We start from the raw sequence: 14195 nt of genomic DNA on the forward strand, positions 1-14195 counted from the left end.
GATATGAGGTAATGGAAATGGCAAAAACTCGAGCCCTAATACCAAGAGGCTTCTCCAGATTCTACATACTCCACCTACTTAGAGAGAAAGGACCAATGACTGGAAAGGAGATTATAGATGAGGCTGAAAGGAGGAGTGAAGGATTATGGAGGCCTTCTCCAGGGTTAGTCTACCCACTCTTGGGACGGCTACTCTCAGATGAGCTCATCGAGGAGACTGAAGGGGGGCGATACACTCTAACCGGGAAGGGTGCAGAGGTCCTCAAAGAGTTTGCCAGAGTTCAGGAGGAGATAGGTAAGCGCGTAGAGGTTGTCAGGAAACTAGGCTTCTCTGGCAAGATGTTAGCGGAAGACGCCCTCGACCGCCTCATGGCAATGGCCAGCGACCAGAGAAAATACATCTCTCAAATGTCCGCCGAAACAAAGAGCGCACTCCTCAAAAAGTATAAGGCCTTCCTAGAAAGCGAGTTGAAGAAACTGGAGGAGACCTAACCTTTTTTTCTTAGCTTCATCCTTCAACGAATACGTCTACCTTATTAAAGGCCACTTGAGAGAAAAGCTTCTTAACCTGTTTAAAATGCTCTTTATCGGTTTCAAAGCGGAGATTGAGAACTCCTGAGCTGCCTAGCCTGCCAAAACGTGCAACCTCTTTCACTTCTGGATTGGTTAGACCAAGATCGTCTAGCAGCCTACGAACCTCAGCGACCTCGTCGGCTACATATGCAGGAAGCTCCTGAAGGAGTAATCTGGCTTCCAACTCCTCTAGTTTCTTCTCCAGAGCGTTGGTCTCACGTTTGATAGGCCTAAGGGCCTCTTCGGTTTTCTTGTTAAGCTCACGGATCTTTGCGCGGAATTCCTTGGGAGGTATATTTGATGTATTTAACTCTTCTCTCTCTTTCTGCGAGTCTCGGAGGATGGCGGCTGACCGCTGCCTTGTGGCGTCCATCTCGTCGAGGATGGCTTTACACTCCGCGCATCTTCGAATGGTGTCCTTAACTTCCCTAACTACGTCCGACTTCGCGTAGACCATCACGAAAAACTCCACGAAACAACCCCCTCCGGGTCTGGCACATTAGGCGAGCTTCTGCTTCCTCTTCAATATCACTTGAAGCACACCATTATGGTATGTAGTTTCAGCTTCTCCCACCTCTTCAGGAAGCTTTATTTGGCGGTAGAAGTTACCGCCCCCTCTTATCTCAAGTGTACGGTTGATTATATTTATGGAGATCTGTTCTTCCGGGCCCGGAACCTCCGCTATGACTGCTATCTCTGCTCCTCTATCTACGAGGTCGTATGTCCACTCTGCTTTGCTGGGTGGGGCCTCCGGTAGCCACTCCTTCTTGGCAGTTTTTCTGAGCTCCCTCAACCAGTAGAAGAGGAGGAGAGCCGCTGCAACCGCTAGGATGACCCCCAACAGTCCCCTCTGGAAACGGACTATAAACGCTAACAATATGCCTATGACTAGTAGGCCTATGACTAGCACGGCGAGTGAAATTGTTTCTTCAATGGTTCCGAGAGGTTTTCTCTTCATCATTTATGTAACCCTTAAACCTAGACTCAAGGTAATATGATATGAAGAAGAAATATAATAATATCGCGGGCTTTAACTTTGCTCAACCAGCTGCTGGATCTGGTTCCATAGGTCTTGGAACCGCTGGAAGTGCTTACCCGCCTCCTCATATTTGCCTTGAGCCCAGAGCTGGTGGTAAGCTTGGAGTTCATCGTTCGCCTGTTTTATGAGCTCCTCCAGTGTAAGCTCAGTTGGTGGAGGAGTTGGCGGCGGCGTTACAGCGGCGCCTGGGAGGGTATTCAAGAAGGCTTTGAAGGCTGCCTGAGCCGTGTTCCCAAGACCGACATAATATTCGCCTGTAAAAGTAGCGCCTACCGCGGCTATGGTACCTATCTCGCTTACCACACCCCCAGCGCCGGCGGTGTAGACTGGTATGAAATATACGTCATAGTCACCTATCCGGTAAATTATGTTGTCACCTACTCTTGGTGCGCGGAGTAGCGTTCTGAGTGTGGCAAAGTCCGGATTCCTCTCCAATGCCTCTCTCACAGCCGTGGGCCCTAGCAGCTTAGTCGGCGATTCTGTGTCAACTTGATAGAAGGTCATCTGGCCGAAATTGTCATACTCGTTGTCCACTATCATATAACCAGCCAAGTTTCGGCCCGCTGCCCCCTTCAACTCTAATGACAACAACCCTACATACTTGATTTCCTCGGAGCCAGGAGGCTGGCTCATTACGTAGTAGGTAGTTAACCCTGCAGGCACCTCGTAGAACATTCTTCCAACAATAAATGTGACAGGATCTCTTACATGGTAGTAGTTATACATGCCCACTCGCCACTCGAAGAGTTCTTGCGGGTATCTTAGTTGGTCACGGAGCCAGTCTGGGACCTCGCTCATAACGTAGTCGCTGTAGACAGTTTTGAATAGTGTACTGAAGAAGTCGTCGCCTAAGACTAGGAGTTGGATGCTACCATTGTAGATATCAATTAGAGCGTAGCCTGTTAGCCTCATGAAGTAGTTTTCCCTGCTCCAAGGTACATTATTGACGTTGAGGTTCACTATTAACGGCATCAGCCAATAGGTATCTTTCCCGTCGGTCACGGGCAGCATATCAACTTGCTTCTCGCCGAAGGTATACTGGAAGTAGGGGAAGAGTAAGCTTGTACGGTCATATACATCCTTATATCGCATTACATGGACGGTTTGGTCGCGGAAAGATAGGAAGAATATAAACTCGAAGATCCAACTCAATGGCGGCTGGAGATCTATCCCGCCAGTCCCATCGTAGAAGAAGTTCTCTATCTCGTCTGTTGTCTGACGGCCAACAGGGTAAGCAGCCCAGACTTCGTGGAGAAGACCTCCTTCACCATAATAGATTCTTCTCTGTTTGAAGAAACTTCCAGTATCAACGATCGTGCCTTTGTTGGCGTCTAACATTAAGAAACCCCTGGGGGCGTGAGTGTAAACTAGATGTTCGGCATACCATTTATCTTGCTGTAAGACGGTAGCAGGCAGGACTGGTTTCATCGAGGCACTCCAATACAAAGTCTTATTGAAGCGTAATATGTCTGAATCCTGGAAATCTAGATACGGGATGAGCCCTATCTCGGGCTTCAGCTTGGCGAATGCCGCTTCCCAATCCCATAACCTTATACGATCTAAAATCTCAGCGTTTTCTGAGATTACCGCGTCGGCTCCTTCAGACGGAGCCTTTAACATACCGAAATGATGGGGCACCTCCTGTACTTCGTCAAGTTGGGCTAGATAGCGGTTGACAGAAATTTGTTGCGTCACGTAAGGACCCAGCCATTCGCGTTTTCTGGCGTCGGCAGTGCTGTTCTGTATTGCGATAGCTGAGCTTACTATGAGAACTATCAGGGCTACAGCTACCATTCTAGTGAATATGCCACGCTTTGTGAGAAATAAACCCAACCCTCTGTCTTTTACGCCGTCCAGATATGCAAAGAAGCAGAACAATATTCCAGCGGCAGCGAGGCCTCCGATAATGAGCTTAGTGTTGTAGTCTATGTAGGAAGTGAAGAACGAGTTTATCACCCCCCAAAAAAGCCCCATAGCGATAAGTGCCTCCACTACCGCCACTCGCCAACCTATTCTCCGCCTCCCCTCACTCATCTCCACAACTGAGGGTGTGAAAACTCTGATGAGTTGCGTGAGGGCGACTAGGAGACCTAGGCGTATTCCTATGGCTCCAAGTACCGGGGCGATGATGAGGCTTAAGGCAGGCACCATAGGGATGACGATCTCTTGGGCGTATGCCGTGTCGAAGGGCGGGGTGACGAAGGGAAGACTGAAGATGCCAGTTACGGAACCCAAATTAGCGTCCCACCCATCCACCATAGCCACCACAGCCATCCCAAATAGGAGGTTCATGAGCAGCAACATCCCAAGAATCACTTTGGTAGCCTGCCATGCGACGAAGTTGAAAGGCGTCATCCTGAAGGTTTTGAAATCTAAGTAGTTCGGGGGAACAGCCTCCAGGATGCCTCTCTGGCGGATGAGCCGTATTATTAGACGGACAGCCCACCAAACGATAGAGCGCCTGTTCTTAATATCGATTCGTGCGAAGGCAATTACTGCCAAGATAAAGCCCCCGACCAGTTGGAAGTAAATGGGGCGTATGTAGAGATCACCAAACTCCAATATGTTAAGGTAGAACCATAGAATATTCCCAACAGAGGCTAAGCTGATAATCATCGCCAAGGCGGCTACTAGCATTACGCGTAGCAACCGCGGATAAGCCGCTTTGGTGGCGCCTCCTCCCATGGCATCATCTGAACCCATTGCGTCATCCAGCACAGGCAGATTTAGTAACCAACATTAAAGCCCACCTATTTTTAAATCTATGTATTTACTTTGAGGATATACCGAAACTTTTTAGCTCGCCTAGCGGAATCCATCAAACTCAGTGCATGCGAAGAATGCCACACAACCTTAAAACGTAATTTTTAATTGGTGGATAGTCCACGGTTTTCATTGCCAAACTCTTAAAATATCAGCCCACTCAATTTCAACCACCATGAGACGCTGAAGGGTGCATCTAACTTTATTAGAGGCAGAAGTTAAAAATCTAAGCCAACAGGGGAACACTATGAGTGAAGTTAAGACTTTCAAAGTGAAAGGAGAGGTTAAAACTGGCTTCAAGGGAATGCCCTTCGCGAAAGAAGTCAGGGCACTCAGTATGGAGGAGGCTGTGGGGAAAGTCTACGATGAGATCGGCAGTAAGCATGGAGTGAAGCGGCATCAGATTAAAATTCTAAACGCAGAGGAGATAGACCCCCACACAGCCAAAAATCCTCTAATAGCTAAGTTATCAAGAAATGGTGAACAGAAATGAGCGACGGATCCAAGGAGGAGTTGGAAGATAAGCTGAGGAATCTAATCATCGAATCCCGAATTTTAGAAGGTACCGCCTCGGAGATACAAGCCAGGATAGGAGTCGTAGACGCCGCAGCGAGGGAGTATAGGGTCTCAGAACTCACTTTGGCGGGGCTGAAGGAAGTTGGGAAAGGATCTGAAATACTCGTCCCAATAGGTGGAGGGTCATATCTAAAAGCTTCGATCGCCGACGTAGAGAATGTTGTCACTGGCATAGGAGCGGGTGTTACTCTCGAGAAGAGACTCCCTGAGGCTGAAAGCTACGTAAAAACTAGGATAGAGGAGCTTAAAAAGGTGAGGTCTGCGTTAGAGGAACAATTTAGCCAGGTAATGGGAAGGATGCAAGCGGTGAGGCGAGAGATGGAGCAAGTTATAGCTAAACTGAGAATGTGACTACCTGATGTTCGAACGGTTAAAGAGAAGTTTCAGCTTCCTCATCGAAAAGGTTACAACCGAGACGTTAAGCGAGGAGAAACTTGACTCTATCCTATGGGATTTTAAAGTAGCCCTTATGGAGAGTGATGTAGCCTTAGCTGTAGTAGATAAGATCTGTGAGGATCTTAAGAAAAATCTCGCCGGGTTGAAGGTTGGAAGACTGGAAGACAGAAAGAAGATCGTGAAGGAGGCTCTAGTGAAGTCACTTATAGATGTGCTAACGCATGAGGGCGAGGTAGACCTCCTAAAGTTAGCCGAAGAGAAACGAAAGCAGAGGATACCTCTCTCCATAGTCTTCGTAGGCATAAACGGGACTGGAAAGACTACAACCGTAGCCAAAGTTTCACGGCTATTCATGGATAAAGGCTACTCCGTAGTATTAGCTTGCAGCGATACCTATAGAGCTGGCGCGATCGAGCAGCTAGAGGAGCATGCCAAGCGCCTCGGAGTGAAGATGATTAAACACCAGTATGGGTCTGACGCTGCCTCGGTAGCTTTCGATGGTGTAGCTTATGCGAAGGCGAGGGGGATTAACGTGGTATTAATTGATACGGCTGGTAGGATTGAAACTAACCGTAACCTGCTGGAGGAGATGCGGAAGATAGTGAAGGTTGTTAACCCTGATTTGGTGATCTTTGTTGGGGACGCTTTAGCTGGGAACGATGCTGCAACGCAGGCGGAGGAGTTCAGCAAGTTCGTACCCATATCTGCGTCTATACTTACTAAGATGGATGCCGACGCGAAAGGTGGGGCTGCTCTATCGGTGGCTTATGTGACTAAGAAACCTATAATTTTGATTGGAGTTGGCCAAACCTATACGGACCTAGTACCCTTTAAACCGGCAGAGTTCGCAGAAACCCTGGTGGGAAAACTGTAGGCTTCAGTGTAGCATTATTAGGTGGAACCTAGGTGACCTATCTTGTAGCGGCCTCAAAGCTTGACTCAGCAGCCCTCAACATTGCAGAGAAGTTAATCGCAAAATATGGCTTCAGGGCGGTTGGGCGGTATGCTGGGTGGGGTGAAATCTACGAGAGAGACGATGTGAAGTTACTCTACCTTGACATTGACAGTGTCACAGTAACCAGCCTTGAAAGGTTCTCTGACGTTGAGGCAGTGGTCTTCGCCTCGAGGCATAAGAGCGAGAGCGGTGAACCTACCCTAACAGTACATGCCCCAGGGAACCTAACGGCGGAGGCCAGGCATGGTGGACGCCCTCGAGAGTTGGCTTGGGCTTGGCCTCAGAGGATGAGAAACGCCTTGAAAAAAATGATGACGAGGGCTGAGGGTACAGAGTATAAGGTCTCCCTAGAGGCAACACACCACGGTCCAACCTCGCTTACCATGCCTGTCTGGTTTGTGGAGATTGGAGGCTCAGATCGATATTGGTGTGATAGTGAGGCTGGGATGATTGCAGCTGAGGCGATTTGGGCGTCATTAAAAGAGCCGCCGGAGGGTCGGGGGTGTGTAGGCTTTGGAGGAGGACACTACGCTCCGAGGCATACAGCCATATGTTTGGAGAGCGATCTGGCAATAGGTCACATCGTCCCAAAATATCTGCTGGATTTGGTCACTGACGCCATAATAGCTGAGGCGCTTAGTAAGACTTTAGGGGGCTGTAGTGCCGCTGTCATAGATTGGAAGGGGTTTAAAGGTTCTCAGAGAAGCCGTATATTAGGCGCCTTAAGCAAGAGAGGTGTGGTGGAGGTTATAAAGGTTTAAAAACCACCATCCTCAAAACTTGGAGGTGTGGGCTTGAAGAGTTGGTTCACATCTGCAAGTAAACTGTTACGGTCCGCCTCAAAGCCGGGGATAGATGAGTTCTGGCTACTGTTCCGAGTATGCCTTATAGGGATAGCAGTGCTAGGAGTTCTTGGCTTCATAATAAGGCTCATCTTTGCCTTGATTGGGCTGGCTGGGGTAGTGTAGCGGTAAAAGGCCTAAGCGGTAATGGGAGATGTTATATATTTTTAAGCATGTTTGTTCTCTACGGTCTGCTCTCTGAGAGGGGAAAAATGAGTAGCGAAGGTAAAGCCCAGATCTATGTCCTCCGCACAACTGCCGGACAGGAACGCAATGTAGCGAACTTGCTCCAGAGTAGAGCCACTGTCGCTCATGCACCCATCTTCAGCATAATGGTTCCAGAAATGTTGAGGGGGTATATCTTCATCGAGGCTTTAGGTCCTCACTTTGTGGATGAACTTGCTTCCGGTGTCAAGCATGCAAGGCAGAGGGTTGCGGGTGTTGTTAAAGTCTCGGAGTTAGAGAAGTATATAATTACGAAGCCTGTTATCGAGGAGTTGAACGTTGAGGATGTAGTGGATGTAATCGGGGGGCCACTTAAAGGCATGAGGGCGAAGATTACCAAAATAGATAAATTGAAGAATGAGGTTACTCTTGAACTTCTAGAGGCAACAGTCCCTTTGCCAATAACTGTTCACGCAGATTATGTAAGGTTGGTGGAGCGAGCTAAGAAGGGTTAAGATTATGGGTGAGCAGAAGATCGTAGAGGCGCTTGTAAGCGGGGGTAAAGCTACAGCTGGACCACCTCTAGGACCGAGCCTAGGCCCACTGGGGGTTAACGTGGTTGCTGTTGTCAACAAGATAAACGAGTTGACGAAAGATTATGCTGGCATGAAAGTTCCAGTCAAGATTAAGGTAGATGTCAGCACCAAGCAGTTTGAGGTAGAGCTTGGAACCCCCTCCACCGTGGCGTTAATAGTGAGGGAGTTGGGCATCCAGAAGGGTTCAGGGAACCCTAAGGCTGTGAAGGTGGGTAACATTACGATGGAACAAATTCGAAAGATAGCGAAGATAAAGATGACAGAGACCTATGCGAAGGACCTCAAAGGGGCTGTCAGAGAGGTTTTAGGGGTCTGTACCAGCATGGGTGTCACAGTTGAGGGAAAAGACCCTAAAGAAGTTGGGAGAGAGGTAAAAGAGGGACTCTACGACGGAGTCCTCAAATAAATTGATGCAGGGCAGGGGCTTTGTGATGTCTGCAGAGATCAAAAAGTTTACAGCAGCCTTGGAAGCGATCAAGCGAAGTAGAAAGAGAGGATTCAACCAGTCAGTAGATCTGATAGTTAACCTAAAAGACATCGACATGAAGTCTGGTAGCAAGATAAATGAGCTGATTGAACTTCCTCACTCCATACAAAAGGCAATTAAGGTATGCGTTGTAGGTTCAGGTCAGATGGCATTAGATGCGAAGAAGGAGGGGGCAGACGGGGTTCTCCGGAGAGAAGATCTTGAGGTTTTGAGTAAGGATAAGAAGGCTGCTCGGAAGCTCGTATCACAATATGATTTCTTCATATCAGAAGCATCTCTGATGCCAATGGTAGGTAAGACTCTTGGCGTCTTTCTCGGTCCGCGGGGGAAGATGCCTACGCCGGTTCCGCCTAATGCACCCCTCGGCCCAATAATTGCTCGTCATAAAAAGTCAGTTCAGGTGAAGTTAAAAGATAACCCTACTATTCAGTGTAGAGTTGGAACTGAGGATATGTCAGTCGACCAGTTGTATGAGAATGTGAAGGCGGTTTTGGAGAGGTTGAAGCAGAAGTTGGAGCGTGGTGCGAGGAACATCGGAGCGATTTACCTCAAAACCACTATGGGGGAGCCAATTAAGATTGAGTTGGGAGATGAGAAGTAGTGGCTCTAAAACTGAAGGAAGTAAAGGATTGGAAGAGAAGCGAAGTCAAGAAGATCATTGAGCTCATTCGAAAATATAGGGTAGTAGCTTTAGCTGACCTTTACAAGGTGAGAGCGGCTCAGATCCAAGAGCTGAGGAAGAAGTTGAGGGGAGAACTTGTCTTCAGATGTTCCAAGTCTAGTCTCTTGAAGAGGGCTCTAAAGGAAGTGGCAGCCGAGAAGCCCAATATTGACAGGCTGATGGAGAGTCTCAACAGATCTAGTGCCTGCATCTACACAGAACTCGACGCCTTCAAGCTCTCCTTCCTCCTTGAGAAGAGCAAGATCCCCATGCCAGCTAAGGCTGAAGATATAGCCCCGCGTGACATTGTGATTGCTGAAGGTAATACTGGGATGCCTCCAGGACCGATAATAAGCGAGTTCACTGAGTTGAATGTGCCTACCAAGATTGAGGGCGGAAGCATCTGGATAGTTGAGGATACCGTGGTGGTGGAGAAGGGAAAACCCATCTCCGCCAAGGTTGCGAGCCTTCTATCTAAGTTAGGTATAAAACCGATGGAGAGCGGAATAAGCATCAATATTGCCTATGAGAATGGACTGATCTACCCCCAAGAACTGTTAAGGATAGACCTCCAAGCGACAAAGGCAAGCCTCCAGAAGGCGGTTGAGGATGCTTTCAACCTCGCCCTGAACTTGGCGTACCCAACACCTGAAACCCTACCGATACTTTTAGGGCGTGGCATTCAAGAGTCTATGAACCTCGCGGCAGCTGGCGTAGATTTCGGCAAGGATACACTCCCCCTATTACTGGGTAAGTGCCATAGCGAAGCTGTAGTCTTATTGGAAAAGTTGAAAGAGAAGGCCCCCACATTAGCATCATAAAGAGGCAAACGTCCAGCTTGAGGGGCTAGCGGTTGGAGGACTCCATGTTCAGATGGTCCTACGGCCCCTTCAAGTTTAACCTCTTAAGAACCTTTGATATGAGTCGTTGTGAGGCAGCTGTCTTTATACCTTGGGGATTGAAATGTGTGAGAGCTGCCTCAAACCCCTCCTGCCTCAGCGCCTCAACTATGCGGGATATCGGTGGAGTTTGGAGATTTAGAAGGTCGCAAAGACGACTTGGAATATAATAGGTTGGGGGGGCCCCAATCTCTCCTATAATCCTTTTTACTATACTTTCAACACGCCTTGCATGGCTGAGGCGTGTGCCTCCGATTGCTTCCTCGATTCTCTGACAGAGGTTTTTATTCCACAGTCCGCCTAACCAGAGAGGCCCAGCGTATTCAAACTCTCCACCACACTCTTCACAGGATAACCCAAGAAACTTCGGGAAGAGGCCTCTAGCGGGCGTACGGTTTAAACATCTGAAGCAGTGAAGGATGAAGCCCATGGCTTCCAAGTATGAGTCTGCGTCTCTCGCCCCACGCTTCAGTCTTAGGTATACCCTCACATAATGATCAGTGTAGTGGCAGAAGAGAGGTTCAGCAACCTGATCCTTACTCGCAGCTACCCGGATAGCAAACCCAACTAGGAGCCTAACAGCTAACTCATGGCAGTACTCAGTTCGCAGAGGTTTAGCCCCATAACGCCTTACACATGCCTTTTGATGTGTACCACATAAGGGGGCCATATCGGTAGCAGTGAGAGCTACGACCCCTCCATCACGTAAAGCCCTAAATGCCGAGTCGAGGAATGGAGCTGGAGAGCCGAAAGGGTCTAGATCTATATAGTCGAATCGACAACCTGGTTGTGCGTGGAGGCTTAGTAGAAGGTTAGCATCTTTATCTTCAACCTTCACCAAACCGTCGAAACCTAACCTTTCGACGTTTAATTTAGCTAGTTGAGCTGCATTGGGGTTCAGATCATTGATCACGATCTCTCTTATGCCCTTGACCTCGGACGCAAACCTGAGGCCTCTCACCCCGCAGCCTGTGAGGGGTTCACATACTCTTAGAGGACGACCAACCAACTCTTGGAATACCTTCAGGAATATAACGGCTACATCTCTGTTGAGACCCATTCGGGGGTTATAGAATACTGGACTTTTGAGAACACCACTACCTCCCATGAATTCAATCTTAGGAATTAGAAAGGAGACACCACCTTCCTCAGCCTCTACTAGAGGAAACCCTACCCCTAGCGAAGAGCAACCACCAACCAGGAGTCCTTCACCACCAGTGAAGTTATTTTTACCTCAACACTTAAGATTATAGCAGATTGAAGAAGCTAATCTTCCTGACAGGCCACCCGGGGGTAGGTAAGACGACAGCCCTCAGAAGGGCGATAAACCTACTCACAGAGAGAGGTTTGAGAGTGGGCGGGATGGTCTCCTCCGAGATTAGAGAAGGGGGGAGACGCGTTGGCTTCGAGGTTATTGATATCTCCACGAGCCGAAGGGGCATCTTAGCCCAGGTTTACAAAGGCGTAGGACCCAGATTCGGCAGGTATACTGTGAACATTGCGGACTTGGTCGCGGTAGGTGTTAACGCGATAAAGAGGGCAGTGAACACCGCCGACATAATTGTCGTGGATGAGGTCGGGCCTATGGAATTACTCTCACCTGAATTCAGGGAGGCTGTGAAAAAGGCAGTGGACTCTGGAAAGGTTGTGGTAGGCACGCTTCACCATAATGCAAGAGGTGATCTGATAGACTGGATAAGATCTAACCTCGCCTCCAAAATAATCGAGGTCACACTAGCCAACAGGGAAGGATTACCTAGAGCTATAGTTGATATGGTATTAGACGCATAACTCCGAACCGTTTAACATCTCCACCTCGGCCCAGCAGACCTTTTGGCGTTTTGCACTAGCGGGGAGTAGAAAAGTGAAAGCTGTAAACTGTTTAATTTAAAAGGTTAGAAGAGCTTAACTTACGCTGGATTTACTGAGGGTTAAGGCATGCGTAAGAGCCTATTGGAAGAGATGACGTGGGAGGAGGTTGAGGAAGCACTGAAAGTATCTAAGACTGTAATAGTTCCTTGGGGTTCAACCGAGGAGCATGGATACCACCTCCCACTTGCCACGGACTCTCTTATAGCATACGAGATCGCGAAGAGGGCCGCGGAGAGAACTAAAGCCCTAGTAGCACCTCCCATAAACTATGGCCTCTGCAGAAGGACTGCGCCTTTCCCTGGGACTGTGACCATTAGCTTCGACACTGTTCGAGACCTGATGTGGGACATCTGTAAAAGTCTCTACAATGGTGGTTTTAGGAGAATCATCATCTTTCCAGGCCACCTCGGCGCGGCACACTTAACAGCCTTAGAGATGGCTGCCCAGATCCTCCTCCAGACCTTCCCCGAACTCAAGATTGCCATAGTAGATCTACCAAGGATGCTGAGGAAGCTAAAAGGTCTGATAGAGGATGAGAAAGATCTCCACGCGGGGGAGATTGAGACGTCGATGGTTCTTGCTATTAACCGAAGCCTTGTGGCGGCAGATAAGCTCGTAGCTGAGCATCCCGTGTTCCCCGACCACATTGTCATAAAGGAACCACGCCGCTACATGACCTCCGGCATCATCGGTGATGCTACAAAAGCCTCAGAGGAGAAAGGAAAGATGCTCCTTGAGGTAGCCGTCCAAGGGCTTAGCAACCTGGTAATGGAGTTGGAGTAGAAGAATACGCCGTTTACGATACTCGATACTCTATTGAAACTCAGTAGTTGATTGTCTCTATTTGCCGGTAGGGTAGGGTTTCGCAATTATTGTGAGACCCTTGATGCCCTCTATCTCCCGCCTCAAATCGCGTTCTATGGCGTCTTTCAACTCACCTACCTTGTAGAGAGTAAGATTCCCGTCCACAATAATACATATCTCACCAGCAAGATAAGGCCCCAGCTTACGCAACTTTATGCTCTCAACTTGAACTTTGTAGACACCCTCCACGACCCTCTTGATTTTGTTAATGAGATCTGGGCAGTAGCAAGCGTCCACAAGAACCAGTGATGATTCCTTAATCGCCATGTACGCTATTTGGATGATGAAGCCGGCTATCACCATAGCACCAATTGCGTCCATCTGGTAGAAGCCTAGATATGCTGCGATGAGACTGGCGAAAATAATGAAGGACGCGGAGCCATCCTTAATCGAGTTATATGCGCCAGCCTTAAGTGAGACCATATTGTATTTTTGTGAGATGCGCCTCATCTGGAAAGCACGGTATAGGGAGATACATCCAGCCCCAAATATAGTGGCCAAAGCGATGTGAGGATAAAAGAGCTCTTGAGGGTTAATAAACCTTTGATAAGCTTGGTAGAGTATGTAGGATGCAACTCCCACCATCGCTATAGCTGTGACCAGAGCGGAGAAGGTCTCCACCCTAAAGTAGCCGTAATGGAACTTTTTGTCTGGAGACTTCATAGACAACCTTAAGCCGAGCCAGACGATGAAAGATATAACCGCGTCGCCTAAAGAGTCAACTCCATCAGCAACCAAACCCACACTCTTACTTAACAGCCCGACGAGAATCTCAACTACTCCAATGCCCAGCAGAGTTAAAACTGATAATTTGGCGATCCTTTCGCCTTCTATGAAGCCACGGCTGTAATTATCCAACTTATCTTCACTAAATATGAGGCATGTTAAAAAATGTACTCTGAACAACCAAAGTTGACTGTAAGTCGGTTAAGTTCTACGCAAATTCTGTGCTTGTAAGATGCAAGTTACCGTTGTTAGAATTAAGGCTTCTGTCATGAAGTTTATCTGGTTTTTAGTGGCTCTATACTTGTCCCCTTTCCTTGAAATATATGGAGGCGATTACTTTTACTTTTTACCTGTAAACTTTTGGAAGATAGACACCGCTCAACGACCTCCTAGCCAATGTAAAGTTCTTGTGGCGCCGGAGAATAGAGGGTAATATGCGTTCAGATTATGCACGTCTGTGTATGCTGATTTAGTGAGAACCTTACTCGTGTTTGGTATTAAGTCAGCTTATCCTATTTTCAGCTCTTGTCTTATAGCATTGAGCAACTCTTCTCTACTTGGGATTTTTCCTGAAGTCACAACTCTACCGTTGACCACAAGGCTCGGCGTGATCATTACGTTGTACTTATCAGCTTCTTCTGAGAACACAGTATACTCTTTTACTTCAACCGCGTTGCCGAACTCTTTAGCCACCTCTTCGGAGAGCTTGACTGCTGCCCTACATTTGGCACATGGCGGATCAGAGCCGAAGATTTCTATTTTTACTTTTGCCATATTTCAAC

18 protein-coding genes are annotated in these 14195 nt (G+C 48.1%); 12 read left to right on the forward strand and 6 right to left on the reverse strand.

Annotation, left to right across the window (positions count from 1 at the left end; genetic code table 11):
• Positions 1-17: 17 nt before the first annotated feature.
• Positions 18-491 carry a PadR family transcriptional regulator gene (locus QXJ75_01405; GenBank protein MEM3736738.1) on the forward strand — a complete coding sequence of 158 codons (474 nt, stop codon included), beginning with the start codon at positions 18-20 and terminating at the stop codon, positions 489-491.
• 16 nt (positions 492-507) lie between these two features.
• Here QXJ75_01405 and QXJ75_01410 read toward each other — a convergent pair whose 3' ends face one another.
• The 3 genes from QXJ75_01410 to QXJ75_01420 form a co-directional block, all read right to left on the reverse strand.
• Complete coding sequence (locus tag QXJ75_01410; protein MEM3736739.1) at positions 508-1044, reverse strand: hypothetical protein; 537 nt, start codon at positions 1042-1044, stop codon at positions 508-510.
• A gap of 27 nt (positions 1045-1071) precedes the next feature.
• Positions 1072-1533: an Hsp20/alpha crystallin family protein gene (locus tag QXJ75_01415; protein MEM3736740.1), complete on the reverse strand. Its 462-nt coding sequence runs from the start codon at positions 1531-1533 to the stop codon at positions 1072-1074.
• A gap of 69 nt (positions 1534-1602) precedes the next feature.
• A complete protein-coding gene (locus QXJ75_01420; protein ID MEM3736741.1) occupies positions 1603-4314 on the reverse strand; it encodes a UPF0182 family protein in 2712 nt (903 codons plus the stop codon).
• Positions 4315-4621: 307 nt separating this feature from the next.
• Between QXJ75_01420 and rpl18a the strand changes: the two genes are divergently transcribed.
• The 9 genes from rpl18a (at position 4622) to QXJ75_01465 (ending at position 9873) form a co-directional block, all read left to right on the forward strand.
• Positions 4622-4867, forward strand: a complete 246-nt coding sequence (gene rpl18a, locus QXJ75_01425) for a 50S ribosomal protein L18Ae (protein MEM3736742.1) — start codon at positions 4622-4624, stop codon at positions 4865-4867.
• The gene (gene pfdA / locus QXJ75_01430) at positions 4864-5301 is read left to right on the forward strand and encodes a prefoldin subunit alpha (protein MEM3736743.1); all 438 of its coding nucleotides are present in this window, start codon (positions 4864-4866) and stop codon (positions 5299-5301) included. The genes rpl18a and pfdA overlap by 4 nt, the downstream gene beginning before the upstream one ends.
• A 7-nt stretch (positions 5302-5308) precedes the next feature.
• Positions 5309-6220: a signal recognition particle-docking protein FtsY gene (gene ftsY, locus QXJ75_01435; GenBank protein ID MEM3736744.1), complete on the forward strand. Its 912-nt coding sequence runs from the start codon at positions 5309-5311 to the stop codon at positions 6218-6220.
• A gap of 32 nt (positions 6221-6252) precedes the next feature.
• Positions 6253-7062: a D-aminoacyl-tRNA deacylase gene (locus QXJ75_01440; GenBank protein MEM3736745.1), complete on the forward strand. Its 810-nt coding sequence runs from the start codon at positions 6253-6255 to the stop codon at positions 7060-7062.
• Positions 7063-7095: 33 nt separating this feature from the next.
• Positions 7096-7269, forward strand: coding sequence for a protein translocase SEC61 complex subunit gamma (locus tag QXJ75_01445; protein MEM3736746.1), 174 nt, complete (start codon positions 7096-7098; stop codon positions 7267-7269).
• 86 nt (positions 7270-7355) lie between these two features.
• Positions 7356-7823 (forward strand): transcription elongation factor Spt5, encoded by a 468-nt coding sequence (locus tag QXJ75_01450; protein MEM3736747.1) that lies wholly within the window; start codon positions 7356-7358, stop codon positions 7821-7823.
• 4 nt (positions 7824-7827) lie between these two features.
• A complete protein-coding gene (locus QXJ75_01455) occupies positions 7828-8310 on the forward strand; it encodes a 50S ribosomal protein L11 (protein MEM3736748.1) in 483 nt (160 codons plus the stop codon).
• 25 nt (positions 8311-8335) lie between these two features.
• Positions 8336-8992, forward strand: a complete 657-nt coding sequence (locus QXJ75_01460) for a 50S ribosomal protein L1 (GenBank protein MEM3736749.1) — start codon at positions 8336-8338, stop codon at positions 8990-8992.
• Positions 8992-9873, forward strand: coding sequence for a 50S ribosomal protein L10 (locus QXJ75_01465; protein ID MEM3736750.1), 882 nt, complete (start codon positions 8992-8994; stop codon positions 9871-9873). Before QXJ75_01460 ends, QXJ75_01465 begins: the two co-directional genes overlap by 1 nt.
• Positions 9874-9931: 58 nt before the next feature.
• Here the strand turns inward: QXJ75_01465 and QXJ75_01470 are convergent, their stop codons facing one another.
• Complete coding sequence (locus QXJ75_01470) at positions 9932-11152, reverse strand: tRNA (guanine(10)-N(2))-dimethyltransferase (GenBank protein MEM3736751.1); 1221 nt, start codon at positions 11150-11152, stop codon at positions 9932-9934.
• A gap of 56 nt (positions 11153-11208) precedes the next feature.
• Here QXJ75_01470 and QXJ75_01475 point away from each other — a divergent pair, with 56 nt between their 5' ends.
• Positions 11209-11742 carry an NTPase gene (locus QXJ75_01475; protein ID MEM3736752.1) on the forward strand — a complete coding sequence of 178 codons (534 nt, stop codon included), beginning with the start codon at positions 11209-11211 and terminating at the stop codon, positions 11740-11742.
• Positions 11743-11889: 147 nt separating this feature from the next.
• Positions 11890-12606, forward strand: a complete 717-nt coding sequence (locus QXJ75_01480) for a creatininase family protein (protein MEM3736753.1) — start codon at positions 11890-11892, stop codon at positions 12604-12606.
• A gap of 57 nt (positions 12607-12663) precedes the next feature.
• Here QXJ75_01480 and QXJ75_01485 read toward each other — a convergent pair whose 3' ends face one another.
• Together QXJ75_01485 and QXJ75_01490 are read right to left on the reverse strand one after the other, a co-directional pair.
• Positions 12664-13545: a cation diffusion facilitator family transporter gene (locus QXJ75_01485; GenBank protein MEM3736754.1), complete on the reverse strand. Its 882-nt coding sequence runs from the start codon at positions 13543-13545 to the stop codon at positions 12664-12666.
• 375 nt (positions 13546-13920) lie between these two features.
• Positions 13921-14187 carry a thioredoxin family protein gene (locus QXJ75_01490; protein MEM3736755.1) on the reverse strand — a complete coding sequence of 89 codons (267 nt, stop codon included), beginning with the start codon at positions 14185-14187 and terminating at the stop codon, positions 13921-13923.
• Between the last annotated feature and the right edge of the window lie 8 nt (positions 14188-14195).

This window comes from Candidatus Bathyarchaeia archaeon (genome assembly GCA_038883335.1).
Classification (GTDB): Archaea; Thermoproteota; Bathyarchaeia; order Hecatellales; family Hecatellaceae; genus JAVZMI01.

Bases quoted from the DNA above. Each gene is read 5' to 3' on its own strand.
- QXJ75_01415 (MEM3736740.1), bottom strand. From the start codon at position 1,533: ATGATGAAGAGAAAACCTCTCGGAACCATTGAAGAAACAATTTCACTC.
- QXJ75_01405 (MEM3736738.1), top strand. From the start codon at position 18: ATGGCAAAAACTCGAGCCCTAATACCAAGAGGCTTCTCCAGATTCTAC.
- ftsY (MEM3736744.1), top strand. From the start codon at position 5,309: ATGTTCGAACGGTTAAAGAGAAGTTTCAGCTTCCTCATCGAAAAGGTT.
- QXJ75_01455 (MEM3736748.1), top strand. From the start codon at position 7,828: ATGGGTGAGCAGAAGATCGTAGAGGCGCTTGTAAGCGGGGGTAAAGCT.
- QXJ75_01490 (MEM3736755.1), bottom strand. From the start codon at position 14,187: ATGGCAAAAGTAAAAATAGAAATCTTCGGCTCTGATCCGCCATGTGCC.
- QXJ75_01420 (MEM3736741.1), bottom strand. From the start codon at position 4,314: ATGGGTTCAGATGATGCCATGGGAGGAGGCGCCACCAAAGCGGCTTAT.
- QXJ75_01460 (MEM3736749.1), top strand. From the start codon at position 8,336: ATGTCTGCAGAGATCAAAAAGTTTACAGCAGCCTTGGAAGCGATCAAG.
- QXJ75_01450 (MEM3736747.1), top strand. From the start codon at position 7,356: ATGAGTAGCGAAGGTAAAGCCCAGATCTATGTCCTCCGCACAACTGCC.
- QXJ75_01480 (MEM3736753.1), top strand. From the start codon at position 11,890: ATGCGTAAGAGCCTATTGGAAGAGATGACGTGGGAGGAGGTTGAGGAA.
- pfdA (MEM3736743.1), top strand. From the start codon at position 4,864: ATGAGCGACGGATCCAAGGAGGAGTTGGAAGATAAGCTGAGGAATCTA.
- rpl18a (MEM3736742.1), top strand. From the start codon at position 4,622: ATGAGTGAAGTTAAGACTTTCAAAGTGAAAGGAGAGGTTAAAACTGGC.